The organism is Shewanella sp. 0m-8, assembly GCF_052977265.1.
Window position 1 is genome coordinate 178,127 of sequence record NZ_JBRIMB010000002.1, and the last position, 25,894, is coordinate 204,020.

Genomic DNA, 25,894 nt, shown 5'->3' on the forward strand with positions numbered 1-25,894 from the left:
TCTTACAAGATCTGAGCGCCTTTTTATTTTATCGATAACCTCGGATCGGATTAATGGATCTCTCAACGCTGCGGTCACAATTCCCAACTCTTGCTCAGTCTAATGATGGCTACCCACTGTGTTATTTAGACACGGCCGCCACCAGCCAGAAACCGCAGCAAGTGATTGATGCTATGAACCACTATTATCAGCATGATAATGCCAACGTGCACCGCGCAGCCCACCAACTGTCGGCCCGAGCCACCAGCCAATATGAAGCGGTGCGCGATAAGCTAAAGCAGTTTATTCATGCCAAGCAACGTGAAGAGATTATCTTTACTCACGGTGCCACTGAATCGATCAATATCGTCGCTAATGGCTTAACCAGCCAAATCAAAGCTGGCAGCGTGATTCTAATTGATAGCGCCGCCCATCACGCCAACATCGTGCCCTGGCAAGAGCTCGCCAAGCGCACTGGCGCGATTATCAAGCCGATTCCACTGACGGCAGATTGCCGGCTAGACATTGATGCTTTCGAGGCTTTGTTGACAGAAAAGCCTGCCATCGTGGCGCTGAGCCATGTATCTAATGCCTTAGGTACACGCAATCCGGTTAACGAGTTAGTAGCCAAAGCCAAACACGCGGGCGCCCTCACCCTGGTCGATGGCGCGCAGGCTATCGCCCATCTTCGGGTCGATGTACAAAGTATCGGTTGTGATTTTTATGTATTTTCGGGTCACAAGATGTATGGCCCTACCGGCATAGGTGTCTTATATGGTCGCTTTGATGCTTTAGATAGCTTAAGCCCATTAATGACAGGTGGTGAGATGATAAAAACCGTCAGCTTTGAGCTGACCGAGTTTAGTCAGTTACCTAATCGATTAGAGGCCGGCACGCCACCAATCGCTGAAGTGATAGGTTTAGGCGCCGCCATCGACTTTATTCAAGCACTACCAAAAGAGCAAGTACACGCCGCCGAGCAAGCACTGTTAAACTACCTGCAAGATGAGTTAACCGCGCTTGGTGATGTGGTACTTTATGGCGCTCACCGCGATAATATCGGCGCGGTAGCATTTAATCTTAGCGACGAGCACCATCAGGATGTGGGCATTTTACTCGACCAACAAGGCATCGCGGTGCGCTGCGGCCACCACTGCGCGATGCCCTTGATGCAAAATTTAGGCTTAAAAGGCTGCTGCCGTGCCTCCATTGGCGTTTATACTAATAAGGCTGATATCGACAGTTTTATTAACGCCATGAAATCGGTAAAAGAGTTGTTGATTTAAAAAAAGGTTCTAGCTCCTAGGAAAAGCAGGTTCTAGGAAAGGCCAAGACGGTACGAGCAGAGCCGGAAAGACAAAAGCAGAAGAGTGTAAGAAAGGTCACTGGTGTTGTTTTGCTTAATAGAAGGCGAACGCCCTAGAACCAAGGACCTTCTTCTAAAGTAGGTCGGCATTTATGCCGTCATCTTTGATGGGCTAAAGCCCAACCTACATTTAATACACAATGCCGTCTGTTGACTATATAGCAGGACGAAGTCCGCTCTAGCCGCGAAGCGTTCTCGCAGCGAGTATACGAGCGCTCTAGATTCTGCGAATAAGAAGGTTCTAGGTTCTAGGTTCTAGGTTTTAGGTTTTAGGTTCTAGGTGCAAGAAAAGGCTAAGACGGTAACAGTCGAGTTAAGCCGGAAAAGCGCTGCAATCGAAGGCACTATTGTAGGTCGGCATTTATGCCGTCATCTTTGATGGGCTAAAGCCCAACCTACATAAAAAACACAATGCCATCTTTTGACTATATAGCAGGACGAAGTCCGCTCTAGCCGCGAAGCGTTCTCGCAGCGAGTATACGAGCGTTCTAGATTCTGCGAATAAGAAGGTTCTAGGTTCTAGGTTCTAGGTTCTAGGTTCTAGGTTCTAGGTTCTAGGTTCTAGGTTCTAGGCAAAATCTAAGACGGAAAACAAAACCAAACACAGTTTTATTTATTGTTATATTAATCATTTCAAATTAGGTCGAGTATGAGTCAGCAAGTTAAGCCCACCCAAGCAGAGTTTTTAGCATTAACACTTGAAAGTGATGCTCAAACGACACTAAAGCTATTTGAACAAGCCGGTAACTGGCAAGAGCGTTATCGTCAGATAATGCTGCTGGGAAAAAGTCTGCCTAAACTCGATGACAGTTTTCGTGTCGAAAGCGCTAAGGTTCGCGGCTGTGAGAGCAATGCTTGGCTATATCATAGTGAAATTGATGGTAAACACTATTTTGTTGCAGACAGCGATGCTCGCATCGTCAAGGGCTTAATCGCACTGCTACTGATAGCCTGCAACGGTAAAACCAGCAGCGAAATCAGCGCGTTCGCCCCTGACAGCTACTTTACTCAACTTGGGCTACATGGCCAGCTAAGCCCCTCGCGTACCAATGGCCTACTGGCACTGGCTAAAGCGATAAAGTCTGCAGCGTAAACCAAAAGAGCTTAACGCCATTTCTTCTCAGAAAGATTCGACTTGCCTTTATTACATGCTGCGCAAAGGATCTGCAGATTCTCAATATCCAAAGCCAGTTCAGGATATTGAGAGCGAGGCTTAATGTGGTCTACGTGCATTATTGCGCCTTGGTCTGGCGTAATACCGCAACATGAGCAACGGCTACCGTACTTCATTAAGGCTTCATGCCTCAGCGTATGCCACTTACCTGAACTATAAAAATCTTGCTCAATTGGCTCACTAAAAGGTAGCTCATCACAATCATTAAAAATCTTCGGCTCAGACCCTGGAGCAAGAAATACAGCATGGCCATCGTTCACTTTAAGCCATTTCCATATCGCTTTTAATGCCCCTTTTTCAGTTTTATAAGACGCAGTTCGCCTCCTATCACTTCTAAAAGTAACCGACCACATGCAAATCCTTTTGTATCAATTAATCTTGCGAACAGGCTAACATTTCACTTATACAAGGGCAAAGTAGCCCTGTACTCGAAAGCACAAATTGTTGGGGAGAGTCTTGTCAAAAAGCAATCAATATCAGGAAGCTCATCTCAACATCGACAATGGCTCAAAGGCTAGCTGCTATTAAGCCGATGGAATGCCTTACCCGCCTGCGCTTTTACTACAAAACGCCGGAATTAAAGGCATTACACACACGAAACAGCTTGTCGAGACGCATGCCTACAAACTTACAGAGACAGATTAGCGATGGTCTTTTGAATACCGACTACGTCGGTGCCACGCTTTAGCTCTTTAACCAAGGGATCTTTTTGGCCTGAGATCCAAATTTTTAACTCTGCGTCCATATCAAACGTGCCGGCAGTTTCCACTTCAAAATGGGTTATCGACTTATATGGCACCGAGTGATAGCTGACCTTTTTACCCGTCACGCCTTGCTTATCAATTAAAATAAGCCGTTTATTGGTAAACACGAACATGTCGCGAATAACCTTATAAGCCAAGGTTAACGACTCATCGTCGGCCATAATAGGGCTTAATTCTTGGGTTAACTCCTCAAGGTTAACCTCTGAAGCATTACCCATTAGCGAATCTAATAATCCCATTGCTATTTTCCTTAATAGTGTGTGAGTGTTCGATTCGCCAACTTGTCGACGAACCTAATTCGTTGAGCGTACTTGTCTATTTTCGCCCACCACCATCATTTCACATTTCGGGCAGTCAAACACTAGCTTGAGTACATCTTTACCGATTTCTAACACCATAGGGTCGGCTTTAATCCCTGGTACCTCTTTCGGGCACAAGTTAAAGTTAAAGCGTAGGCAGTGTTTAGTCACCATTAATGGGACATCCTCAGAGATGCCGTTTTTCTCGTAGGTGTCTTGAATTTCAATCACGCCATGACGCTGGTAAAACGCTTTTGCTTGCTCGTTGGCCACATTGCCCAAATAGCTTAAGTGTCTAACCGGATAGACGGCGTCTTGATTATATTTCCACGCTTTAGGGCGCTGGTAATCGTTTACTCGTGTTAGCTCTAAAGCGGCCACAGTGTCACGACGCAGCCCGTTTAACTGTGAAGTTGGAATAAACCAGGTCTGTGCGGTGTCAATGCTGATGTTATGCGCTTTAAAGTCTGTGCTACCAAGCTTTGCTAGTTGCTTACGCAAACCTTGCTGCGTTTTTTCAATATCCGTCGCCGCCGTTTTTTCAACAACTAATGACTGCGTTGCACTGTGACCATAAACGTCGGTCATGGTTAGCGACACGCCATCAGCCGTATCCGCTAATACCAGATCAACGCCGATAATACGTTTAGATGACTCTTTAGCCAGTACAGATTCAAAGGCTTGGTTGTGGTTACGATAAATCGTCATGCCAACTTTTAGCTCTTTTGGCATACGTGCCACAAACAGCGTTAGCCCTTCGGCGCGGTTAACCCGCAGGCCCTTTAGCTTGTCATCAGACTGTTTGGCTTCGGCGTAATCACTTGGAAAGAAACACAAGCCATCGCCGTTATTGAATGTCTCATTTGAGGTCACTTCAATATAGTCATTGCCAATACGCTTAACCGTCGCCACTTCTTCACCAATATATTTAGGCGAGCGGAAGTCACTTACGCCCTGGCTGCGCTCATTAACGAAATAATCGGTGCGGCCACGGTTAAAGGTTTTTTCAGGATCAGGCGTAAAAGAATGTTCACAACGTCCGTGAGATGATGCGACAAACTCACTGCGACGCGCCATGATCTTGTCTAACTCTTGACGATAATGTGCTGTAACGTTTTTAACGTAGCTTAAATCTTTTAAACGCCCTTCGATTTTAAATGAGCGCACGCCCGCATCAATCAGGGCTTCAAGGTTGTCAGTTTGGTTATTATCTTTAAGTGATAACAAGTGCTCGTTTTGCGCTAGCACTTCGCCTTGGCGGGTTTTAAGCTCGCCCGGCAAGCGACACATTTGCGAGCATTCACCGCGGTTGGCACTGCGGTTGCTGAACGAGTGGCTCAAGTTACAAAGGCCGCTGTAGGCCACACATAATGCACCATGAATAAAGAACTCAATTTGCATATTGGTGTTAGCAGCGACATCGCGAATTTGGCTTAAACCGAGTTCACGGGCAAGTACCACTTGAGAGAAGCCAACTTGCTCTAAAAAAGCCACTTTTTCTGGGCTACGGTTATCCATTTGCGTACTGGCATGCAGTGCAATAGGAGGCAAGTCGAGCTGTAAGATCCCCATGTCCTGCACGATAAGTGCATCGGCACCTGCTTCGTAGACTTCCCAAATGAGTTTTTGCGCCGCATCGAGTTCGTCGTCCATCAAAATAGTATTGATAGCGACAAACACTTGGGCGTGATATTGATGAGCAAAGGTACATAAGCGCGCAATGTCTTCGACACTATTGCCAGCTGTGGCACGTGCACCAAACGCTGGACCACCGATGTAAACCGCGTCCGCGCCATGGCGAATGGCTTCGATACCATAGTCGGCATTTTTAGCCGGAGCCAGCAGCTCTAGACGATTATTTTGCATCTCTAATTGAGAATGCGTCTCGCCAGTAGGCTTGTCACCAGACTTATCGCTAGGGTTGTAGATGCCAACATTGCTCATAAAAATCACTCAAAAAAGGGAAATACAAATATTTTGGGCGAAGATTATAGCAAAAATGCCGAGCTTTGGCGTTAGCTAATATAAAATCAATTTTTGAGCGATTCGCTATAGGTCGGAGTGGCGATTATCACAGTAGCTAATATCTAAGGGCGATAATCACAGTGACAATTAGCCAAATGCAATTATCACAGTAGCAATTAATAGTGAACCGCTAACCAGATAGTCTCAACCTCTTCACTCGTCCACGCCACACGATGTTTTACATGGGCCGGAATATTAAGATATTCCCCCACACTTAGCTCAACCACTGCACCATCAATAAATTCCAGCCTAGCCGCGCCCTGCATCACCATCACCCACTCGCTGCGGTGTTGATCATACCATTCACCTAAAGGGGTAATATGCGCCTTAGAAATGATGCGTTCAATGAGCACATCGCCTTGCTCCACCAGCGGCTCAAACGCCTCTTCAATTAAGTCTTGTGGTAGTTTATTAAAGATATTGTGCTTTTCCATCCGGCCTCACTTTTGTCATTAACCGCAGCGCTAAGCGACTAGGATAATAATAGGCTACTACGATTATAAAATGGTGCAGATCTCCTCTAGCGACTTTTTCTGCAATGCATGTTCTGGCACGGTCGCATCATCACTTGGATAACCGGCAATAATCAACATATAGGGGCGCTCATTGCTGCTGTCGCGGCCACAGACTTTAGTTAAAAATGACATAGGTTTAGGCGTGTGAGTTAACGTACCGAGCCCTGCGTTATGTAGCGCCTGAATTAAAAAGCCTGTGGCAATCCCCACCGACTCATGTACGTAATAGTTAGCCTTTTGTTCGCCCTCTTCCTCTGAGCGTTTTTGACTAAAAATGGCAATCAACCAGGGGGCATGTTCAAGGTAAGGTTTGTCGGCATTGGTGCCTAGAGGCTTAAGCGCATCGAGCCACTCTGCACCTGCACGACCAGCGTAAAAGGCTTGCTCTAACGCCTCGGCCTCGTGACGAATTTGCGCTTTAATTTCTGGGCTATTAATCGCCACAAAGTGCCAGGGCTGATGATTGGCCCCATTAGGTGCGGTGCCCGCCGCAAGAATGCACTTTTCAATGATCTCCTTAGGCACTGCGCGGTCTGAAAACTTACGGATAGAGTGGCGGCGCTGCACCTCTTTATAGTTTTGTGTCGCGCGCTCGAGCATCTCTGTTTGAGGGTATTCGATAAAATCATTAAGTGGATGATGCGTATCTGTCATATCGGTTCCTTCACTTGCCCTTCAATTGATCTACCTGTCAGGCCTAGTGTGCCTCAACAACCGTTTTTAGCTTAGTCAGTCCTAGGCTTAAGTCATTCCCAATCATGCCCTCAAAGTCCATAAACAGGAACATCAAATTCATCGGGTACGCTAACTGTCCGTCAAAGCCCCATATCACTCGCGTTTGATCTGCAGAAATAGCCTGAGTTTCGATATAGGCCAAATCCGTTGACTCAAAGGGTTTAAAAAATCTCAGCTCATAATCGATTCGCTTATCGTCATCAATACGCATAATCTCTTGTTCACCCACGCCAACGTCTTCTTTGTCACTCGCCCAACCAGCAACAAAGCCCACCATACCGTCTGTGCCGCGGTAGTTTTTTTGCATATCAGGATCCATCTGCGCCCAAACACTAAAGTTATCTTGGTTTTTAAGCAACTTAACGTAATCGAACACTTCTGCAACGGGCTTGTCTATGGTGATTTGCGATGTCACCGAATAATGGTTAGTGACAAACAAAGCCACAATAAATGGCGCAGCGATGACCACTAATATCAAAAGCAGGAATCTTTTCAGCATTATCATTTACTCTTTTTGATAAGAAGCATGACCTATTTATACTGCTGTCGTGCGAGATGAATTAAGAATATACATATTATTAACACAATGACAATTTTGGCTGATTAATTGGGTTAACCTCTCGCAAGCCTCAAGGTATTAAAATAGGCTGGGAGAGGGTAAAAATGGCATAAAAAAAGACAAGCTATACTTGTCTCTTTTCTATGTTCAACTTTCTATTTGTTCTTTCTATTTATGTAAGTTGTTTAAACAAATAGCCGTAATCATTAAAGCCCTAATCTCGCCATCAGCTTTTGGTTTTCAGCTTCGATGTGTTTATAAAAATCACAATCTGTAAGCTTTGATGCGGCGGCTTCATCGATGACTAACACCGCATCTTGGTGCAATTGCAACGCAGAAGCTGGGCAAGCTGCGGTTAATGCCCCTTCCACGGTCGCTAAAATCGCATCAGCTTTATTTTCGCCTGTAGCCAATAACACCACCTTCTTGGCATCTAATATGGTGCCAATTCCCATGGTGATCGACAGGTGTGGCTGATACTCACCCGCGTCAAAAAAGCGCGCGTTATCATCAATCGTGGCCTTAGTTAAGGTTTTTACTCGTGTGCGCGACATCAAACCAGATGATGGTTCATTAAAGCCAATATGACCGTTACGGCCAATGCCGAGTAACTGGATATCGATGCCACCAGCCGCCTTAATTTGCGCTTCATAACCATGGCACGCTTCAATCGGGTTAGCTGCGTCACCTGGCGGCACAAAAGTGTGTGACTTATCAATATCGATATGGTCGAAAAGCTGCTCATTCATAAAATAGCGATAGCTTTGAGGGTGCGTTCCCTCAAGACCTAGATATTCATCTAGATTGAAAGTGGTGACATGTTTAAAGCTTATCTGCTCAGCCTTATTCGCCGCTATCAAGCCTTGATATAGCGAAACGGGTGTCGAGCCTGTTGCCAATCCCAATACCGAATCAGCCTTTTTCTGCAGCTGTTTAATAAAAATGTTGGCGCCGTATTCAGCAACCGAGGCACTGTCTTTTAATATTACGATTTGCATAAACTTGATCCAATATATGTGAGCGGCAGTTGACTATGTAACATAACTATAACCTCTAATGACAACGCTGTCATTAGCTATTATTTAGGCAAGTGACTCGCTCAACAGAACAGCTCGGAATCAAATGCTATCGATTCAGGTTATAATTGCGCGCTATTATTTGAGGAACATAATCATGACTGCAACGGGTTTACCGACAGAGCAAACACATTTCCACTATGTGATTTATAAGCCCTATCGATATTTAAGTCAGTTTGTACCAGAAACCCGTAAGAGCAAACCGCTACTTGGTGAGCTGTTCGACTTCCCTGAGAACACTATGGCGATTGGCCGACTGGATCATGACTCTGAAGGCCTATTACTGCTCACAACCGATGGGATGCAAAGTCACCTTATCCGCAGTAAAACCATTGAAAAAGAATACTATGTACAGGTAGATGGAGAGGTGACTCAGGCGCAAATTTTGCAGCTTAGCCAAGGAGTTGAAATTGGCATTAGCGGCGGAAAATACCAGACTTTACCTTGCAAGGTTAAACTGCTTGATCCTGAACCTGATTTGCCGACTAGAGGAAGAAAAATCCGCGATGCTCGCCATGGGCCTACTAGCTGGATTTCAATAACCATTGGCGAAGGAAAAAACCGTCAGGTAAGAAAGATGACGGCAGCGGTTGGGTTACCGACTTTAAGACTGGTTAGAGTTAGGATTGGGAATATTAAGCTTAATGCTATGCTTCCCGGTGATGTTATTCCTGTTGCCCAGTTCGTAACAGAACTGTCGTAACAAAACGGTTCACAGCAGCCAATTGACGTCGACTACCGTCTCTATTCATAGCCGCCTCTGTTAACGACCCTCTCCATTAATAATCGCTTCTCTTAATAGGGTATTAGAGGGGTTAAGCAGGATGTTAATACTTAAAAGAAATCAGTCAGATCTTCAGGCAGTTTTGGGCGACTATAAAGATAGCCCTGCGCTTCATCGCACTGGTTAGCTTTTAAGAAGTCTGCTTGCTCTTGCGTTTCAACCCCTTCGGCGACCACCTGCAAATTTAACGCATGTCCCATCGCGATAATGGCTTTTGCAATCGCGGTGTTGTGAGTATCAAGTGGCAAGCCCGCCACAAATGACTGGTCAATTTTGAGCTTATGGATAGGCAGTGTCTTAAGGTAGCTCAATGATGAATAGCCTGTACCAAAATCATCTACCGAGACTTCAATCCCCATATCCCCTAGCTTAGCTAAGCCTTGGCTGACCAGTTCGGGATCTGACATCATGCAACTTTCTGTGACCTCAAGCTCTAAACTCGTCGCAGCTAACCCCGTATCTTTAAGGATCTCTGTAACTTCATCGACAAAACTACGACGCTGAAGCTGCTGACCAGCAACATTCACCGCTATCCGTCCAAAGCAAATACCTTGCTCATGCCATTTTAGCCCCTGTTCGCAAGCCTTGATTAATACCCAGCGACCGATATCTTGAATTAAGCCGATCTTTTCCGCTAAAGGAATAAAAATCGCCGGGGAGATATTACCCAGTACCGGATCATTCCAGCGAAGCAAGGCTTCGAAACCAACCGTTTTACCCGTCACAAAGCTAATTTTAGGTTGGAACACCAAATAGAAAGCATCAAGTTCAAGTGCATCATGCAGTGCACTTTGAAGCTTAAGTTTTGCCACTGACTCCTGGGTTAAGGATTCGGTGTAAAAAGCATAATTATTACGCCCGTCATGTTTAGCTCTGTGCATCGCCACTTCAGCCCTGACCATTAAACTACTTGAATCTTGGCCATCATCAGGATACATCGCGACCCCCATACTCGCTGTTAAACGCGCTTGACCATGTTCACCTAAGGTGAAGGGTTGATCGAACATTTGTCTAAGTTTATTGACGCTGAGTAACAACATGTCACTGCTATCAATATTAGATAAAATTACCGCAAACTCATCGCTACCAAGCCTTGCCGCAGTAGCGAGGTTATTTAACCCTGAGCGAAATCGTTGACTCAGCTCAAGCAGGACTTCATCGCCGACAAGGTGACCATAGCTTTCGTTTACCTGCTTAAAAAGATCGACATCGATATAGACTAGCCCCAGACGATTTTGGCTATGACGCGCCTGTTTAAGCTCTTGCTCTAATCTTGCTGTAAGCGCCATGCGATTAGGTAACTTTGTCAGCGGATCATGAAATGCCACTTTAGCCAACTCTGCTTCACTTTGCTTTTGAGCCGAAATATCATTAAATACAGCCACAAAAAAACGGATCTTATATTCATCATCGTAAACGGCACTGATATTAAGTATTTGCGGAAATATGGCACCGTTTTTACGCCGATTCCAAACCTCCCCGTGCCATTTACCTTTTTTCAGCAAGTCATCCCACAGCGTAGTAAAAAATGTTTTCTTATGCCGGCCAGAGTTAAACACTCTTGGGTTTTGCCCTAAGAGCTCCTCTTTTTCATATCCGGTGATCTCCCTAAAAGCACCATGTGCATTGACTATAGTGCCGTCAATATCTGTGATGATCACGCCCTCGACCGAGTTTTCGAACACCCGTGAGGCTAACTCAAGCTGATCTTGCGCGGCTTTATGAGAAGATATATTACGTGAAATGCCGATAACGCCAGCCAGCTCCCCATTATCATTGATAACAGGAACCTTGGTGGTTTCCTGCCAGGACTCGGTATCACCAATATCTAAGCCTTCACATTCGCCAACCGAGACTTCTCTTCCTTTACGAATCGATTCAATATCGCTGGCAATAAAATGCTTGGCTAAACGGGATTCAAATAGTTCATCATCGGTATAATCAAGGATCTGCTCTCGTGGGCGATTCCAGGCAAGTTCTACACTTTGATTAACCAAAATATAGCGTCCAGATGTATCTTTCATCCACACATGCTCTTTCATACTGTCAATAAAGGCTTGTAAGCTAACCTCACTTGCTCTTTCACTTACCCTGCGAAGCTTATTCTGTTGCTGTTTAAATTGTCGATATACCTGACTTAGGCTTTGTTCGATACTGCTGCCGCATATTGCTAGTAGGCGTCGAATATCGGCTTGCTTTTCAGCGTGACAGGCCGCGCCTTGAGTTACATTTTGCTGACTATTGTCAGGTGATGTAATCAGGCAAATATAGCCAAACAAGGCTCCAGAAGGCCAGTTGATCGGAAATAAACACTGCAGTGAATCGTCTTCTGCCTTACTGATATCAAAGGACTTTTTAAACGGCGTGATGTCAGATTGGCCATACACTTGCTCATGGCTGGCTGGCAGCTGATTAAGCTGCTCTTCGGTCATATTGGCATAACTAATAGGAATAAGCTGGTCAGCTTGATCTATCTGTAATAACGCGGCCTTGCACTGGGCTATTCGTGCCAGCATATCGATAGATTGCTGCCACTCATCCCGTTGTGCTTGCGTTATATTGATATTAATCAAATCAATGCCCTATCAGTCTTTTAGAGGTAGTTCGAACACGCCTTATTCATGATTGATACATAAATGAGTCGTACGTTTGTTTTGCCCATCATCAAAAATTGAGCAATAAAACAGCCATAACACTAGTATTGTTAACGAAAAAAATAAAGATTAAGCCAATGACTAGCGCTAGGATATTCAATGCGCCTCAAAAGCCTTACCGAACTAATACTCTAATTGTCAGACACTTAAATCTATTTTTGATGACAGGACAAAATACAAGGGACCCAGTTAAATTTAGTTGACTTCAATCAACAAACTAGCGAGTTACCTCTCTAGTGCCCTATATACCTATCACTTATAACAATTAGTGATACCTATCACTGATACCAACTTGCATAAGAAAGTGACCAACCATAGCGTTTTTTGGCAAACTAAGCCGAAAAATGATGCCATGGTTGCTCTCTTATGAAGTCATTAATGCAGAAGTCGCCAAGCTTCCATTGGCAAACAGGCATAAAAAAACCAGCCCTAGAGCTGGTTTTTAAATCGTTACTAATGCAAGTTGGCGCAACAAACACGACTTTGCAGTAATATCCCGGTTATTTAGTTCGCTTGTGGGCGCATAGCTGGGAATAGGATAACGTCACGAATAGTATGCGTATTCGTAAATAGCATCACGAGACGGTCAATACCGATACCTTGACCAGCAGTTGGCGGTAAGCCGTGCTCTAGTGCAGTAATGTAGTCTGCATCGTAGAACATCGCTTCGTCATCACCCGCATCTTTTGCATCAACCTGCGCTTTAAAGCGGCTGTCTTGATCTTCTGCATCGTTAAGCTCAGAGAAACCGTTAGCCACTTCGCGGCCGCCGATGAAGAACTCGAAACGGTCAGTGATGAAATGGTTGTCATCGTTACGACGTGCTAGTGGAGAAATATCCGCTGGGTAGCCAGTGATGAACGTAGGTTGCATCAACTGAGTTTCAGCTGTTTCACCAAAGATCTCTTCTAGTAGCTGACCACAAGTCCAGAACTTCTCAACTGTCATGCCTAGGCTCTTAGCCAAGTCACGCATAAACTCAACATCTTTAACTTCTTCGTAAGTCATAGACTGAATGGTTGCGTTGTCAGGATTGTACTTCTTGATCGCATCCAACATGCTCAAACGTGCATATGGGCCACCAAAGTCAACTGTGTGCTCACCGTATGGAAGCTGTGGAGAACCACAAAGCTCAGTCGCGATAGAGCTTAGCATCTCTTCAGTCAGATCCATTAGATCGTTAAAGTCTGCATACGCCATATAGAATTCCATCATAGTGAATTCTGGGTTATGACGTGGAGACAGACCTTCGTTACGGAAGTTACGGTTAATTTCGAATACGCGCTCAAAACCACCGACCACTAAACGCTTAAGGTATAGCTCAGGAGCAATACGCAGGTACATAGCGATATCAAGCGCATTGTGATGCGTCTCGAATGGACGAGCAGAAGCGCCACCAGGGATGCTGTGCATCATTGGTGTTTCAACTTCCATGAACTCTTTCTTTACCATGAAGTTACGAATAGCCGAAACGACTTTAGAACGCATGATAAAGGCTGCACGAGAATCTTCGTTAACGATCAAGTCAACATAACGCTGACGGTAACGCGTCTCTTGGTCTGTTAGGCCGTGGAACTTTTCAGGCAGTGGACGCAGCGCTTTAGTTAGCAACTGGTACTGTTCCATGTTCACGTATAGATCGCCCTTACCTGAAAGGTGTAGCTGACCGGTCACACCGATGATGTCACCGATATCTAGACCCAGGAACTTCTCTTTAAGATCTTTTTGAACATCTTTACCCGCATAAGCTTGGATACGACCGCTCACATCTTGGATAACCAAGAAAGGACCACGCTTAGCCATAACACGGCCAGCGATAGAGCGCTCAATGCCCATGCCTTCAAGCTCTTCTTTGGTGTTTTGACCAAATTCAGCTTGAATGTCTGCCGCTTTGTGTTTGCGATCGAAGTTGTTCGGGTGACCGTTTGCAGGGCAGTTGGTACGAATGTGCTCTAATTTTGCACGACGCTCTGCAATTAACTTGTTCTCGTCTAGTGTTTGTTCAGTCATCTTCTTCTCTCGTTAAAGGCCAGATTTCAGGCTAGCTTCAATAAACTTGTCCAGATCGCCATCTAAAACGCTCTGGGTATTTCGGTTTTCAACGCCGGTACGTAGATCTTTAATACGTGCATCATCGAGCACGTATGAACGGATCTGGCTGCCCCAGCCAATATCTGACTTGGCATCTTCGGCGGCTTGCTTATCAGCATTCTGCTTAAGCATTTCTAGCTCATACAGTTTTGCTTTTAGCTGTTTCATCGCTGCATCACGGTTTTTATGCTGCGAACGGTCGTTCTGACATTGCACCACAGTGTTGGTCGGCAGATGCGTAATACGGATCGCTGACTCAGTTTTGTTAACGTGCTGACCACCCGCGCCTGATGCACGGTAGGTGTCAATTCTTAAGTCCGATGGATTGATATCAATCTCAATCGAGTCATCAATCTCTGGGTAAACGAATACCGAACAGAAAGAGGTGTGACGCTTACCTGATGAGTCAAATGGCGACTTACGGACTAAACGGTGTACACCGGTTTCCGTACGCAGTGAGCCAAAGGCATATTCGCCAGTAAACTTGATGGTTGCGCCTTTAATGCCGGCAACATCACCACCGGTCACTTCAATCAATTCAGGTTTGTAATCATGGGCATCACCCCAACGTAAAAACATACGCAGTACCATGTTTGCCCAGTCTTGAGCCTCTGTACCGCCAGAACCTGATTGAATATCTAAATAACAATCTGATGCATCATGTGGACCCGAGAACATGCGACGGAACTCAAGTTCCTCTAAGCGCTTCTCAAGATCTTGTAATTCAGCAGCGGCATCATTGAAGGTTTCTTCATCATCTTCTTCAACGGCAAGTTCGAGTAAACCCTCGATATCTTCTAGGCCACTGTCCATATCATCGATAGTTTTCACTACCGCTTCAAGGGCTGCACGCTCTTTGCCTAAGGCTTGGGCGTTATCTGGATCGTTCCAAACTTCAGAGCTTTCAAGCTCTCGGCTCACTTCTTCTAGACGCTCACTTTTGGCATCGTAGTCAAAGATACCCCCGAAGAAGGTCGGTACGGTCAGCGAGCTCCTTGAGCTTGAATTTAACTGGATTTACTTCAAACATGATTTAATCAACTTTTAAATGAGTTTTTGGCTAGGAAACAATGACGACACAACGCCATCGATTATCGGCTCAATTATTCACAGATAGAAAACCCGCTATTTTAACTCATGCTTTGCATGAAACATAGCGGCAAAAGCGCACAAAACAGCAATTTTATTCAACAAAGCTAACTCAAGTGCTAAAAACTAATATTTAACCAAATATTACTACTGCGCTAATCTCAATTGTTTTCATTTAACGCCATTTCGTGTCATTGCTCAACGGTATCTATTGCGCTTCCGTGACCTTTATCGCCCCGCCCTCCCGCTAACGTTATATCGGCAGTATTATCTAGCGCCACTGCGGCCTTCAACGCTTTCACTGAAGGTTTTTCGGCGCCTTGGGTGGGGTTTGCATTGAACAAAATCGCTGACTCGATAACCAAACCGCACTGTAATCACCGACAAACCACCGATGAACCAGGCCCAATGACCACAAAATGCCAACTGACGCAGCACTACCGTACACCAGTAAAACCAAGGTGCACATTTTAAGCTGCAAGTGTGAAATACCCCGCAGTTCCCACTGAAATCCAAGCTGCATTTTCTGCGTAAAAAAAGGCCACAGGTATACTCCAAGTTATAACTATTTCGCCAAGTCCGTTCTCTGTGAATGCTGATGTTGCGCCTAGGTTCTCAAAGCCTAATGAAGCGTATTCAATCAAGCTGCGACCCTATAAATAAAGGCCAATGCGATGAAACAAATAATAATTGATGGCAAGACCTTAGTTGCCAAACAACAAGACACTCTGTTAGATGTCGCGCTTAATGCCGATATTGCCATCCCCAATCTGTGTAAGAGCAATGCCCGTTATTTAGTAAAAAGCTCTTTAGTACACGATAGCAAGCAGCACTGTAATCTGTGCCATGTAGAGCTGCATACAGACGATAACAGCATTACCCATGTGCGCGCCTGCGAAACCCTTGTTAGCGATATTGCTGCGCAAAACATTCAAGTCATCACCCAATCAGCAGCGCTGAGTAAACAGCGAAAAGCGGCGCTGCAAGTGATCTTGTCTGATCACTTTGCCGACTGTGAGGCGCCTTGCCAAACGGCTTGCCCCGCGGGCGTTGACGTACAGTCTTACCTGTACCATATCGCTCAAGGCGATCACACTGAAGCCGTTAAAGTCATTAAGCAGACCTTACCTTTGCCACTCTCTATTGGCCGTGTCTGCCCCGCTTTTTGTGAATCTGAATGCCGCCGTGGCTTGGTCGATGAGCCTGTTGCTATCCGCCAATTAAAACGTCACGCCGCCGATTTAGATCTAGAAGGCGATGCGCCATATGTGCCGCCAAGACTTGCTGATACCAATAAAAAAGTTGCTATTATCGGTAGTGGCCCAGCGGGCATTTCAGCAGGGTATTACCTGTCGAATAATGGTCACAATGTCACTATTTTCGAGTCAATGCCGCAAGCTGGCGGCTGGTTAAGATATGGCATTCCAGAGTATCGTCTGCCTAAGGCTATTCTCGATAAAGAAATTGACCTGCTGTGTAAAAATGGTCTCAAGATTAAAACCGATACACGCCTTGGTCGTGACATTCACCTTAACGGTTTAATTGATGATTTTGATGCGGTTTGTTTAGCCATCGGCGCGCAAAAAGCCGTGCCAATGAACTACCCCGGTATCGAGCTAGACGGCTGTTATTTAGGCGTAGATTATTTAAAAGATTACTGCACCGACAAACAATACATCACAGGTAAAAAAGTCGCAGTGATTGGTGGTGGAAATACCGCCATAGATTGTGCCCGCACAGCCAAACGTGATGGCGCCGATGTCACGCTAATTTATCGTCGTACTCGTGACGAAATGCCAGCAGAAGACTATGAGATCCATGAAGCTGAGCAAGAAGGGATCAAGTTCCACTTCTTAACCAATCCGATTGAAAACCACTGCGATGATAATGGCCGCGTGGCACAAGTGACCTTTGAAGTGATGGCGCTTGGAGAACCAGACAGCTCTGGTCGTCGCAGCCCAACCCCAACGGGGGAGACCTTCACTGAAGCGTTCGATACCGTGATCCCTGCGGTTTCGCAAACCCCTGATATGGCGTTTCTTGAAGATCCACAAAGCCAACTTGCCACTGGTGAAGTCGCTCTTACTCGCTGGAATACCTTCGAGGGTTGCGAGCACACCATGTCGGCAGGGCAATCTGCTGGGCTCGATAAACTGTTTGTGATTGGTGACTCTCGTACAGGTCCAGCCACCGCGGTTGCTGCTGTGGCTGATGGTCGAAAAGCTGCCGATGCCATTGAGAAACTCCTTAACCAGGGTTTGACTTGTGAGCTAGTAAAACAGCCATTTAACTCAACTAAGGCCGCTAAGACTCGCGCACTAAAATCCCTTAAGGCAGATGCGCTTTATCCTGCTGCAAGTGTGCAATCTCGCAGCCTAATGCCTGAGCTTGATAAGCTACAGCGCGCCCTGAATTTTAGTGAGGTTGAACTTGGCTTTGCCGCCGATGAAGCGATGAAGGAAGCCGCGCGCTGCTTAGAATGTGCCTGTCAGGCAAACACCGACTGTAAGCTACGAGATTATGCGACCGAGTATAAGGTTAAAGCCAGCGAGCTTGATCTTAGCCAGGCGCAACATTTTAGCATTGATACCAGCGCGCCATTTATTACCTTTGATGCTAACCGCTGCATTAGCTGTGGTGCCTGTGTTGAAACCTGTAAAGGTGCCAGTGGCCACAACGCGATATCTTTTGCCAAAGATCATTACCACGCCCTGCCAATCTCATGTGCCAGCTCAAGTGAAAGTGACGAGCGCAAAGCCCCGCGTGTGGGCTTTAGCGTTAGCATGAACGACAGCGACTGCGTGCAATGTGGCAACTGTGTACAGGTGTGCCCAACAGGTGCATTAGTTGATGCTCGTGATAAGACTCAGGGCCTAACTCAAGCGCAAAAAGCACCGCTTAAGTGCGTCTCTACCATCTGTACCTATTGCGGCATTGGTTGCCGAGTTAACCTGCATGTGGATGAACAGAAAAACCAAATCCGCCATATCAGTGGTGATACATCATCGCCTGTAAATGAAGGCATGCTATGCGTTAAAGGTCGCTTTGGTTTTGACTTTGTTGGCAGCGACAAACGCCTAACCACGCCGCTTATCCGCAAAAATGGTCAATTAGTGCCTGCGAGTTGGGAAGAAGCCATCTCGGTTGTGGCGCAGCGCTTTGGCGAGATCAAACAAACCTATGGTGATAAAGCGCTAGCGGGTTTGTCTTCAGCTAAAGCCACTAACGAAGATAACTACGTTTTCCAAAAGTTCTTCCGCAGCGTTATTGGTAATAACAATATCGACCACTGCGCTCGCTTATGTCACGCCTCAACGGTTACCGCACTGCGCGAAAGCTTAGGCAGCGGTGCGATGACAAACGACATTCCAAGCATTAAAGACAGCGACCTTATCTTTATTCTTGGCTCAGATACCGAAAGCGCTCACCCGATTATCGCCTCTCGCATCAAGCAAGCAGTAAGCGAACATGGTGCTCGTTTAATCGTTGCCGATCCTAAGCGCGTCTCTATCGCCGATAAAGCCCAGCTTTATGTGGCACACAGACCGGGCTCAGATGTCATGCTACTGAATGCCATTATGCAGCAGATCATCAAAAATGATTGGCATGATCTTGATTACATTCAAGCTAGAGTCGAAGGTTTTAGTCAGCTCTATGATGAAGTGATGAGCACCGATTACAGCCCTAAGAATGCAGAGTTAATTACCGGCGTGAGCGCTAAAGATATTATCGAAATGGCTCACCTTATCGGTACTGCAGAAAAAACAGCAGTCTACTATGCCATGGGGATCACTCAACATACTTCTGGTCACGATAACGTCACCGCGATATCTAACCTGCAGTTACTGTGTGGCAATATTGGCGTAAAAGGAGCGGGAATTAACCCTCTGCGCGGCCAGAGTAACGTGCAAGGCGCCTGCGATATGGGCGCCCTGCCAAATTACTTTAGCGGCTATCAGAAACTTGACGACCCACTGGTCCAAATGCGCTTTCGCGAAGCTTGGGGCAAGCAGGATCTTTGCGCAGATATCGGTTTCTCCGCCACAGAGATGATGCACGCGTTATCTCACGGCGAGCTTAAAGGGCTATATGTCATGGGCGAAAACCCAGTGCTGAGCGATCCTGACCAAAAGCACGTATTGCAAGGCCTAGCTGCTGCAGAGTTTGTAGTGGTGCAAGATATCTTCTTAACAGAAACCGCCGAGCTAGCCGATGTGGTCTTGCCTGCGGCCGCGTTTGCCGAAAAGCTAGGGCATTTCACCAATACCGAGCGCCGAGTGCAGCAGTTACTCCCCGCTGTTACGCCACCGGGTCTTGCCAAGAATGATTGGCAAATAATCCAACTTATTGCCACCAAGATGGGTGAAGATTGGGGCTACCAAAATGAAAAGCAGATTTGGCATGAGATCACCGACGTCACGCCACAATATCGCGGCATTACCTGGAAAGTTATCGACAGCCTAACGAGCAATGGCCTCCAGGGTCTGCAGTGGCCCTGCCCAGCTGAAGGTCACCCTGGCACGCCTATTTTGCATACCAGAGAGTTTACTCATGGCAAAGGTAAGATGCGCGCTGTGCACTACCGTCTTCCCGCCGAAATGCCGTGTAAAGAGTATCCATTGGTCTTATCAACTGGACGCTTATTGGAGCAATTCCACACTGGCACCATGACTCGCAAAACCGAGGGACTCAATCAACTCGGTAGCGCTAGGGTGATGATTTCGGTATTTGATGCTGACAAGCTCGGCGTGAATAACGGTGATATGCTCAAACTCAGCACAAGGCGCGGAGAGATTGAAATTAAGGCATTTGTCACTAAACGTGCTCAGGCTGGGGTCTTGTTCCTGCCGTTCCACTTTGCAGAATCTGCCGCCAACAAGCTGACTAACAACGCCCTCGACCCAGTGGCTAAAATCCCAGAGTTCAAGGTGTGTGCGGTAAAAGCTGAAAAGGTAGCAGAAGAAGTAGCCGAAATGACAGCTGAACTAGCGTAACTAGCGTCAAAGTAGATCAAAAAAGGCCGTAAGCGCATGCGCTTACGGCCTTTTTGTTGGTTTTAGTTTAGCTAGCTGCTAACTCATAAACGCGCCCACTACCGCCCCTGCAACACCAAAACCTGTCACTAGGATAAATATATTTGGCTTAAAGATTTTAAACAGACCAAAACCTAACACCACCAAGGCCATATCAAGCGGAGATAGCACAGCACTGATAAATATAGGATTATAAAGCGCCGCCAACAAGAAACCGATCACACAAGCATTCACTCCCGCAACCGCGCCTACCACTTGCGGCCGCGCGCTGAGAGCATGCCAGCTTTTAAGTGCCACCAGCATAAGTAAGAATCCCGGCAGGAAAATAGCGAGTGTCGCAACCAAGGCCCCCATTAACGGCTGTTGCACCCAGATCTCTGCACCTAAAAATGCGGCTAAGGCAAACATAGGCCCCGGCACAGCTTGAGCTAACGCATACCCCGTTAAGAACTGATCGTTACTCATCGCATCGCCAACACTCGATTGCAGTAAAGGCAGCACCACATGCCCACCGCCAAAAACCATGCTACCCACTTGATAGAACTGGCTAAACAACTCAGTTAAATTCGATATCCCAGCATGCTTAGATAACCCTATGACCACCAAGGAAGCAATCAATAAGCCGCTGAAGATACTTAACCAAAAGAAGTTGAGTTTTATCGGTTGCTGCGCCGTTGCCTTAGGTTCATCATCCTCAGCAGATAAGTAATAGCGACCCACCATAGCGGCTACGATGAGCAAGCCAAACTGTACAAGCATCGAAGGCTGCAGCAAGATAATCACGCAACTTAAGACCATTAATAGCTTGGCTTGCTTACGCTGACAAAACTGCTTAAACATAATCCAAATGGCATCAGCAACCACGACCACAGCCAGTAGTTTAAGCCCGTGGATTATTCCTTGAGTAAATGAATAATCCAGCCACTGGCTACTGGTTACTGCGAGTAAAAATAATAGAATAAACGAAGGAAGGGTGAAGCCTAGAAAGGCGGAAATAGCCCCTAACAGCCCGCCGCGATGGTAACCAATCGCAAAACCCACCTGGCTCGAGCCCGGTCCAGGCATAAACTGGCTTAACGCCACCAAGCTGCCATAGTGTTTGTCATCGAGCCATTTCAGCTCCTGTACAAAAGTCTGCCTAAAGTAACCGATGTGCGCTGCTGGCCCGCCAAATGACACTAGGCCTAACGAAAAAAAACGAAGAAAAATTTGAAACATAACCATCCATCAATATGTGCGCCAAGACGCCTTTAAAATAAGTGCTTTAAATAAGCTGCTTAGAATAACAGATACAGAATATGACACTAACGTTACAAAATAATGAAACCTAAAAAAACGGCAGTAATCTGTCACAAGTTAAACCAAGCTTGCAGAGGCGATAAGCTAAAAACAATATAAATCTTTTAGTGCTTTGCTTTACCTGCTTAGCTAATCCAACATTAGTCGCTCAAAATCGGCTAATGGCTGGCGCTTACCGATAGAGTCTTCCACCCATTCGAGCACTTCTGTTGCCGTCGTCCTATAAGTTGTCAGCTTGCCTCCATAGAGGCTTAATAACTTAGGGTGGCTTAGCTGACTTTTTTGCAGGGTATCTCTTGGGCGATCAAATGAATTGCCAGCCTGTTTTGGTAGCACTCTAATTCCACAAAAGCTGTCAACCACCCGCGTTTTCAATGCCTCTACATCACCAAACTGGGCAAAGTAGTGTTGATAAATACCCAGTAAATACGCCTCCTCTTCGGCGGTTATCTGGGGTTTGCCGTTTAACTTATCAAGCACGACTTCAGTGGTGCCAATCAAGGTATTACCATTCCAAGGCATCACAAAAATCACCCGTTTGTCAAAGCAAGACTCAAGGTAAAGAATGCCGTCATTAGCCGGAATATCGAGCAGCAAATGACTGCCCTGCACCCATTCTATGGGCTCTGCTGCAATGGGCGGGACCACATTATCTAACACATGGTTCACCCAGGGACCCGCCGCGTTCACCACCGCCAACGCTTCTACCTCTTGCTCAGCACCGTCGGCTTGGTAACGCACGATACAATGACTTTGCAAATGCTCGATATGAGTACATTTTGCATGCTCAATAACATGGGCACCTAAAGAACGGGCATTTTTTACGACCGCCTGGGTCAGAAGTTTGTCGTCTGTTTGCGCATCCCAATATTGATAAACAGCCTTAAGCCCGTTGAGTTTGAGCCCTTTGATTTTCGACCAATGCACTGAGGGTATCGATTTAAACTGCCCTAGCGCATCGAAATCGCTAAGCATGGCATACAAACTCAGTCCCGCCCTGATCGCCCATGAACTGCGACGACTGGTGTCATATACGGGAATATAAAATGGGATTGGATTCACTAAAGAGGGAGCAAGCTGTAGCAAAGCTTTACGCTCGGCCAGTGACTTTCTCACTAACGGCAGTTGTCCGGACTCAAGATATCGTAGGCCACCGTGAATAAGCTTGCTAGAGTTGGCTGATGTTTGCGCAGCAATAGTGTCTCGTTCAAGTAATAGCACACTATAACCGGCCGCAGCCGCGCACTGAGCAATACCAGCACCGTTAATGCCACCGCCAATAATGATAAGATCAACTGTCGCCATTTGTGCTCCTTAAAGTGCATCTGTTATTTTTGCTACTGCTTTAACGGCTTTTCAATCAGTGTTTCAGCCACTATTACGACAGATTTATAAAGACTGAGTAAAGTCCATAATTACCGCCACTAAATACGCATATACGGCATTGCACAATAACCTTGGCTAATAGAGGCTGTCATTACGCAGTGGAGCGAGAAACAGATCTGTTTGTTTGGGCTCAATGGTGTTTCAACGCTGTCTTTTGTCATAATCAGAGTCATCATAAGAGTAACCCTACTTTGTCCCCCGATTTAAGGCTCTAGTTCAGGCTCTAACTCGCGCTAGAGTCTAGGGCAATAAACAAAACACCTAGCATATAACATACTTATGTTATTGATAAAATTCTAACCTTAAATTGAGCCGTAAAAATGCCCCTCTCTTGATGCACGCTCAGTATTTTGTTAGCTGTAACCTAACTCACATCATCCTAGGCGACATTGCGGCATCAATTTTATGAGCCTGGTTAATAGCATATTAGGTCGTGAAACTAGGTTGTGGGTTTGGCTCTAATATCCGCCAAAGCATCATTAGAATAATTGATCTAAAGATGATTGCTTTTCAGATACTAATAGCATAAATTGCTCTCGAATTTGAACGATCCAGCTGTTTTTACGCTGTTAGTTTTTAAAAAGTTTTCATGTTATCAAGGATGTACAAAATGAAGTCTATAGCCGTAGTTGGTTTATTGTTCGCAGGAAGCGTGGCCGCACAATGTGATAACCAAACCCATATAGTCGATATTCCTTATGCAAAGAATAGCTCTTATTTTGCAGGACATTACGCATCGCAACTCGATAAGTTAAGTAAAAACACCCAAGCCAATAGCGGTTATTTGCTGCTCGAATTTAAAGTCAATCAAACTCAAACCACTGAAGAAGCGCGCAAGTATAATAAGTGGTTAGCACAAAGGCGTATTGAAAGAGTAAAAACTTACCTTGATAATGCGGCTTACCCCGCCCCCGTGATCACTCGAATATTAACCGCAAGTACCGACGAGAACCGCAATGTGTCAGTGGTATGGTGCGCTGCAGAAACCGAGCAACTGCAGATTCAAATTGCCAGTAAAGATGAATAACCGATAAAGACTATAAAAAACGCTCAAACATTAGTCAGCCCGCAGCGTCTTTATCAACAAAATGCCAACATTGATCATAGGTGCCCCAAAACAGCAATCTAGCTATGCACAACACCTATCAAACTGTTTATAAAGCTTTTAGCGATCAAACCTATGTATAACGAGTGGCTCGTTATGACTAGTTAAACAACGGCTTAATCAAGCCATTACAATTATTGCTAAAAGTTTAATTCTATTACCTAAAACTAGTCATAGTTCCCAAAAGTAATTTATTCGAGATTCCAGTAGCAAAAACCACACATTAATTTAGCAAATGCTAACTATTACAGTAAAGTATCGGTAACCTAAGTCTCAATTCATGCCTAATTTGCCTTATGGAGTTCGCATGGTCAAATCAGCTCTATTATTCATCGCCATATTTCTCTCAAGCCTTTCTATGCCAAGCTTTGCAGCTGACAGCCCAGTTAATGGTAATTCCATTAATGACACTGCCATTAATGAAGCCAATATGTGGCATTACACTAATTCCCAAGGGGAGTTAAAGGTAAAACTGTATTTCTTCTGGTCTAAAACCTGCCCACACTGCGCCGAAGCGCATCCATTTATCGACAGTCTGCCAGAGCGTTACCCCTGGATCGAGGTGGAAGATCATATGATCACTGCTTCCGGTACCATGAAGATTTGGCAGCAAATAGCCAAACAAACAGGTACAGAAGCGCGTTCAGTGCCTTATTTTGCTAGCGGTGAAAAAGCGGTGGTAGGCTACAGTAGCCAAGCTGTTACTGGTGAGTTTTTAGTGCAACGCTTAAAGTCATATTATGTATCACTTGGTGGTCAGTTAGCCCCTGAAACCGAGGGCCAATACACTAGTGCTGCTCCCGTCTCTGCGGGCCTATTTGAAACCTGTAAAGAAAGCAGCAGTGACAGCGAAGGCACCTGTGATTTAGGTTTAGATAGTACCAGTGAAATAGCCTCTTCTGATGTGCAACCCGTTGAGTTGCCACTCGTTGGTGTTGTCCACCCTGAGCAGATGTCGCTACCGCTATTAACAGTGGTACTGGCTGGCGTCGATGCCTTTAATCCTTGCGCTTTCTTTGTATTGTTATTTCTACTTTCAATTATGGTTAACGCCAAGAGCCGCACTCGCATGTTAATTGTCGGTGGCATCTTCGTATTCTTCTCAGGCTTTATCTACTTCATCTTTATGAGCGCATGGCTGAATATCTTCCAACTACTTGGCGCTGGTAGCGACGGCGGCTGGATTATTCTCGGGGCGGGTATGTTGGCGCTCGTCGCAGGCGCGGTAAACATCAAAGACTACTTCTTTACTAAAGGCGAAGTCACTTTATCCATGTCTGCAGAGAACCGCACCGGGTTGATTAAACGTATGGGTAAACTCACCAGCGCCAGCAGCATGACCGCCATGATAGCCGGTACCGTGGTGTTATCGATTTTAGCCAACGCGTATGAGTTACTCTGCACAGCTGGCTTCCCGATGATCTACACCAGCGTATTGTCGATGCATGACCTAGACACATTTGAGCGTTACATGTACCTGGTGATGTACAACGTGGTGTATGTCATCCCACTCGCGGCGATTGTTATTGCCTTTAGTGTGTCACTTGGTAAACGCAAGCTCACCGAAAAAGAAGGCCAAACCCTTAAGCTCATGTCGGGCATTATGATGATGGGCCTAGGTGGTATGTTAGCTATCGACCCGACGGCGCTGCAAAATGTGGCCTTAGCGATTGGCCTTATCTTAAGCTCTATCGTGCTAACCTTTATCATTACCCTTATTCGCAAGGGGATTGAGAAATCACGGATTGCAAAATCATAGTTTTCTTAACTGAAGAGTTAAGCTTGTGAAAATCTAGGACAGACATAGCTCTTCAAAAAGCATGAATCTCACCACGAAGCGCTGCGCTTTCACGGAGAACACGGAGGTAAAGATGAAGAGCTTAACAGGCCTCGGCTGTGGCTCTTCTCCGTGATCTCCGTGTCCTTCGTGGTGAATTGCTTTTGCCCCAAAACGTGTTTAC

19 protein-coding genes are annotated in these 25,894 nt (G+C 45.8%); 6 read left to right on the top strand and 13 right to left on the bottom strand.

Annotation, left to right across the window (positions count from 1 at the left end):
* Nucleotides 1–53 precede the first annotated feature (53 nt).
* Entirely contained in the window at nucleotides 54–1,265 is a 1,212-nt protein-coding gene (locus tag ACVBIO_RS01965; RefSeq protein ID WP_447171852.1) for an aminotransferase class V-fold PLP-dependent enzyme, read from the top strand.
* Between the two features lie 729 nt (nucleotides 1,266–1,994).
* Entirely contained in the window at nucleotides 1,995–2,438 is a 444-nt protein-coding gene (locus ACVBIO_RS01970) for a SufE family protein (protein WP_447171853.1), read from the top strand.
* An 11-nt stretch (nucleotides 2,439–2,449) separates the two neighbouring features.
* Here the strand turns inward: ACVBIO_RS01970 and ACVBIO_RS01975 are convergent, their stop codons facing one another.
* The 7 genes from ACVBIO_RS01975 to nagB all read right to left on the bottom strand — a co-directional run bounded on the left by ACVBIO_RS01975 (nucleotide 2,450) and on the right by nagB (nucleotide 8,414).
* Complete coding sequence (locus ACVBIO_RS01975; protein WP_447163187.1) at nucleotides 2,450–2,872, bottom strand: HNH endonuclease; 423 nt, start codon at nucleotides 2,870–2,872, stop codon at nucleotides 2,450–2,452.
* Between the two features lie 275 nt (nucleotides 2,873–3,147).
* Nucleotides 3,148–3,522, bottom strand: coding sequence for a PH domain-containing protein (locus ACVBIO_RS01980; RefSeq protein ID WP_220759134.1), 375 nt, complete (start codon nucleotides 3,520–3,522; stop codon nucleotides 3,148–3,150).
* A gap of 54 nt (nucleotides 3,523–3,576) precedes the next feature.
* Entirely contained in the window at nucleotides 3,577–5,448 is a 1,872-nt protein-coding gene (locus ACVBIO_RS01985) for a peptidase U32 family protein (RefSeq protein ID WP_447171866.1), read from the bottom strand.
* Between the two features lie 275 nt (nucleotides 5,449–5,723).
* Complete coding sequence (locus ACVBIO_RS01990; protein WP_447162178.1) at nucleotides 5,724–6,041, bottom strand: cupin domain-containing protein; 318 nt, start codon at nucleotides 6,039–6,041, stop codon at nucleotides 5,724–5,726.
* A 63-nt stretch (nucleotides 6,042–6,104) separates the two neighbouring features.
* Nucleotides 6,105–6,776, bottom strand: a complete 672-nt coding sequence (locus tag ACVBIO_RS01995; protein WP_447170030.1) for a nitroreductase family protein — start codon at nucleotides 6,774–6,776, stop codon at nucleotides 6,105–6,107.
* Between the two features lie 43 nt (nucleotides 6,777–6,819).
* Nucleotides 6,820–7,356: an SRPBCC family protein gene (locus ACVBIO_RS02000; RefSeq protein WP_447170029.1), complete on the bottom strand. Its 537-nt coding sequence runs from the start codon at nucleotides 7,354–7,356 to the stop codon at nucleotides 6,820–6,822.
* Between the two features lie 266 nt (nucleotides 7,357–7,622).
* Entirely contained in the window at nucleotides 7,623–8,414 is a 792-nt protein-coding gene (nagB, locus tag ACVBIO_RS02005) for a glucosamine-6-phosphate deaminase (RefSeq protein ID WP_447162181.1), read from the bottom strand.
* A gap of 175 nt (nucleotides 8,415–8,589) precedes the next feature.
* On the opposite strand from nagB, the gene ACVBIO_RS02010 reads away from it, so the two are divergent.
* Entirely contained in the window at nucleotides 8,590–9,195 is a 606-nt protein-coding gene (locus ACVBIO_RS02010; protein ID WP_447171854.1) for a pseudouridine synthase, read from the top strand.
* A gap of 131 nt (nucleotides 9,196–9,326) precedes the next feature.
* Here the strand turns inward: ACVBIO_RS02010 and ACVBIO_RS02015 are convergent, their stop codons facing one another.
* The 3 genes from ACVBIO_RS02015 to prfB all read right to left on the bottom strand — a co-directional run bounded on the left by ACVBIO_RS02015 (nucleotide 9,327) and on the right by prfB (nucleotide 15,051).
* Nucleotides 9,327–11,849 carry an EAL domain-containing protein gene (locus ACVBIO_RS02015; protein ID WP_447171855.1) on the bottom strand — a complete coding sequence of 841 codons (2,523 nt, stop codon included), beginning with the start codon at nucleotides 11,847–11,849 and terminating at the stop codon, nucleotides 9,327–9,329.
* Between the two features lie 585 nt (nucleotides 11,850–12,434).
* Nucleotides 12,435–13,940, bottom strand: coding sequence for a lysine--tRNA ligase (gene lysS / locus ACVBIO_RS02020; protein ID WP_447162184.1), 1,506 nt, complete (start codon nucleotides 13,938–13,940; stop codon nucleotides 12,435–12,437).
* A 12-nt stretch (nucleotides 13,941–13,952) separates the two neighbouring features.
* Nucleotides 13,953–15,051 (bottom strand): peptide chain release factor 2 gene (prfB, locus tag ACVBIO_RS02025; protein WP_447171856.1). Its coding sequence is split into 2 segments (ribosomal slippage): nucleotides 13,953–14,975 and nucleotides 14,977–15,051, totalling 1,098 coding nucleotides; the frame shifts between segments, so codons are not numbered across the junction.
* Nucleotides 15,052–15,784: 733 nt separating this feature from the next.
* On the opposite strand from prfB, the gene fdhF reads away from it, so the two are divergent.
* A complete protein-coding gene (fdhF, locus tag ACVBIO_RS02030) occupies nucleotides 15,785–20,104 on the top strand; it encodes a formate dehydrogenase subunit alpha (RefSeq protein ID WP_447171857.1) in 4,320 nt (1,439 codons plus the stop codon).
* A gap of 78 nt (nucleotides 20,105–20,182) precedes the next feature.
* On the opposite strand, the gene chrA is transcribed toward fdhF, so the two are convergent.
* From chrA to ACVBIO_RS02045, 3 genes are all read right to left on the bottom strand, one after another.
* A complete protein-coding gene (gene chrA, locus ACVBIO_RS02035) occupies nucleotides 20,183–21,361 on the bottom strand; it encodes a chromate efflux transporter (RefSeq protein ID WP_447170025.1) in 1,179 nt (392 codons plus the stop codon).
* 210 nt (nucleotides 21,362–21,571) lie between these two features.
* Entirely contained in the window at nucleotides 21,572–22,747 is a 1,176-nt protein-coding gene (locus ACVBIO_RS02040) for a glycerol-3-phosphate dehydrogenase/oxidase (protein ID WP_447163181.1), read from the bottom strand.
* Nucleotides 22,748–22,866: 119 nt separating this feature from the next.
* The gene (locus ACVBIO_RS02045; RefSeq protein WP_447171858.1) at nucleotides 22,867–23,004 is read right to left on the bottom strand and encodes a hypothetical protein; all 138 of its coding nucleotides are present in this window, start codon (nucleotides 23,002–23,004) and stop codon (nucleotides 22,867–22,869) included.
* Between the two features lie 434 nt (nucleotides 23,005–23,438).
* Between ACVBIO_RS02045 and ACVBIO_RS02050 the strand changes: the two genes are divergently transcribed.
* Together ACVBIO_RS02050 and ACVBIO_RS02055 are read left to right on the top strand one after the other, a co-directional pair.
* Nucleotides 23,439–23,855, top strand: a complete 417-nt coding sequence (locus ACVBIO_RS02050) for a hypothetical protein (RefSeq protein ID WP_447163180.1) — start codon at nucleotides 23,439–23,441, stop codon at nucleotides 23,853–23,855.
* A gap of 385 nt (nucleotides 23,856–24,240) precedes the next feature.
* Nucleotides 24,241–25,692: a cytochrome C biosynthesis protein gene (locus ACVBIO_RS02055; RefSeq protein ID WP_447162192.1), complete on the top strand. Its 1,452-nt coding sequence runs from the start codon at nucleotides 24,241–24,243 to the stop codon at nucleotides 25,690–25,692.
* Nucleotides 25,693–25,894: the final 202 nt, after the last annotated feature.

Bases quoted from the DNA above. Each gene is read 5' to 3' on its own strand.
- ACVBIO_RS01965 (WP_447171852.1), top strand. From the start codon at position 54: ATGGATCTCTCAACGCTGCGGTCACAATTCCCAACTCTTGCTCAGTCT.
- ACVBIO_RS01970 (WP_447171853.1), top strand. From the start codon at position 1,995: ATGAGTCAGCAAGTTAAGCCCACCCAAGCAGAGTTTTTAGCATTAACA.
- ACVBIO_RS01975 (WP_447163187.1), bottom strand. From the start codon at position 2,872: ATGTGGTCGGTTACTTTTAGAAGTGATAGGAGGCGAACTGCGTCTTAT.
- ACVBIO_RS01980 (WP_220759134.1), bottom strand. From the start codon at position 3,522: ATGGGATTATTAGATTCGCTAATGGGTAATGCTTCAGAGGTTAACCTT.
- ACVBIO_RS01985 (WP_447171866.1), bottom strand. From the start codon at position 5,448: ATGCAAAATAATCGTCTAGAGCTGCTGGCTCCGGCTAAAAATGCCGAC.
- ACVBIO_RS01990 (WP_447162178.1), bottom strand. From the start codon at position 6,041: ATGGAAAAGCACAATATCTTTAATAAACTACCACAAGACTTAATTGAA.
- ACVBIO_RS01995 (WP_447170030.1), bottom strand. From the start codon at position 6,776: ATGACAGATACGCATCATCCACTTAATGATTTTATCGAATACCCTCAA.
- ACVBIO_RS02000 (WP_447170029.1), bottom strand. From the start codon at position 7,356: ATGCTGAAAAGATTCCTGCTTTTGATATTAGTGGTCATCGCTGCGCCA.
- nagB (WP_447162181.1), bottom strand. From the start codon at position 8,414: ATGCAAATCGTAATATTAAAAGACAGTGCCTCGGTTGCTGAATACGGC.
- ACVBIO_RS02010 (WP_447171854.1), top strand. From the start codon at position 8,590: ATGACTGCAACGGGTTTACCGACAGAGCAAACACATTTCCACTATGTG.
- lysS (WP_447162184.1), bottom strand. From the start codon at position 13,940: ATGACTGAACAAACACTAGACGAGAACAAGTTAATTGCAGAGCGTCGT.
- fdhF (WP_447171857.1), top strand. From the start codon at position 15,785: ATGAAACAAATAATAATTGATGGCAAGACCTTAGTTGCCAAACAACAA.
- chrA (WP_447170025.1), bottom strand. From the start codon at position 21,361: ATGTTTCAAATTTTTCTTCGTTTTTTTTCGTTAGGCCTAGTGTCATTT.
- ACVBIO_RS02040 (WP_447163181.1), bottom strand. From the start codon at position 22,747: ATGGCGACAGTTGATCTTATCATTATTGGCGGTGGCATTAACGGTGCT.
- ACVBIO_RS02045 (WP_447171858.1), bottom strand. From the start codon at position 23,004: ATGATGACTCTGATTATGACAAAAGACAGCGTTGAAACACCATTGAGC.
- ACVBIO_RS02050 (WP_447163180.1), top strand. From the start codon at position 23,439: ATGAAGTCTATAGCCGTAGTTGGTTTATTGTTCGCAGGAAGCGTGGCC.
- ACVBIO_RS02055 (WP_447162192.1), top strand. From the start codon at position 24,241: ATGGTCAAATCAGCTCTATTATTCATCGCCATATTTCTCTCAAGCCTT.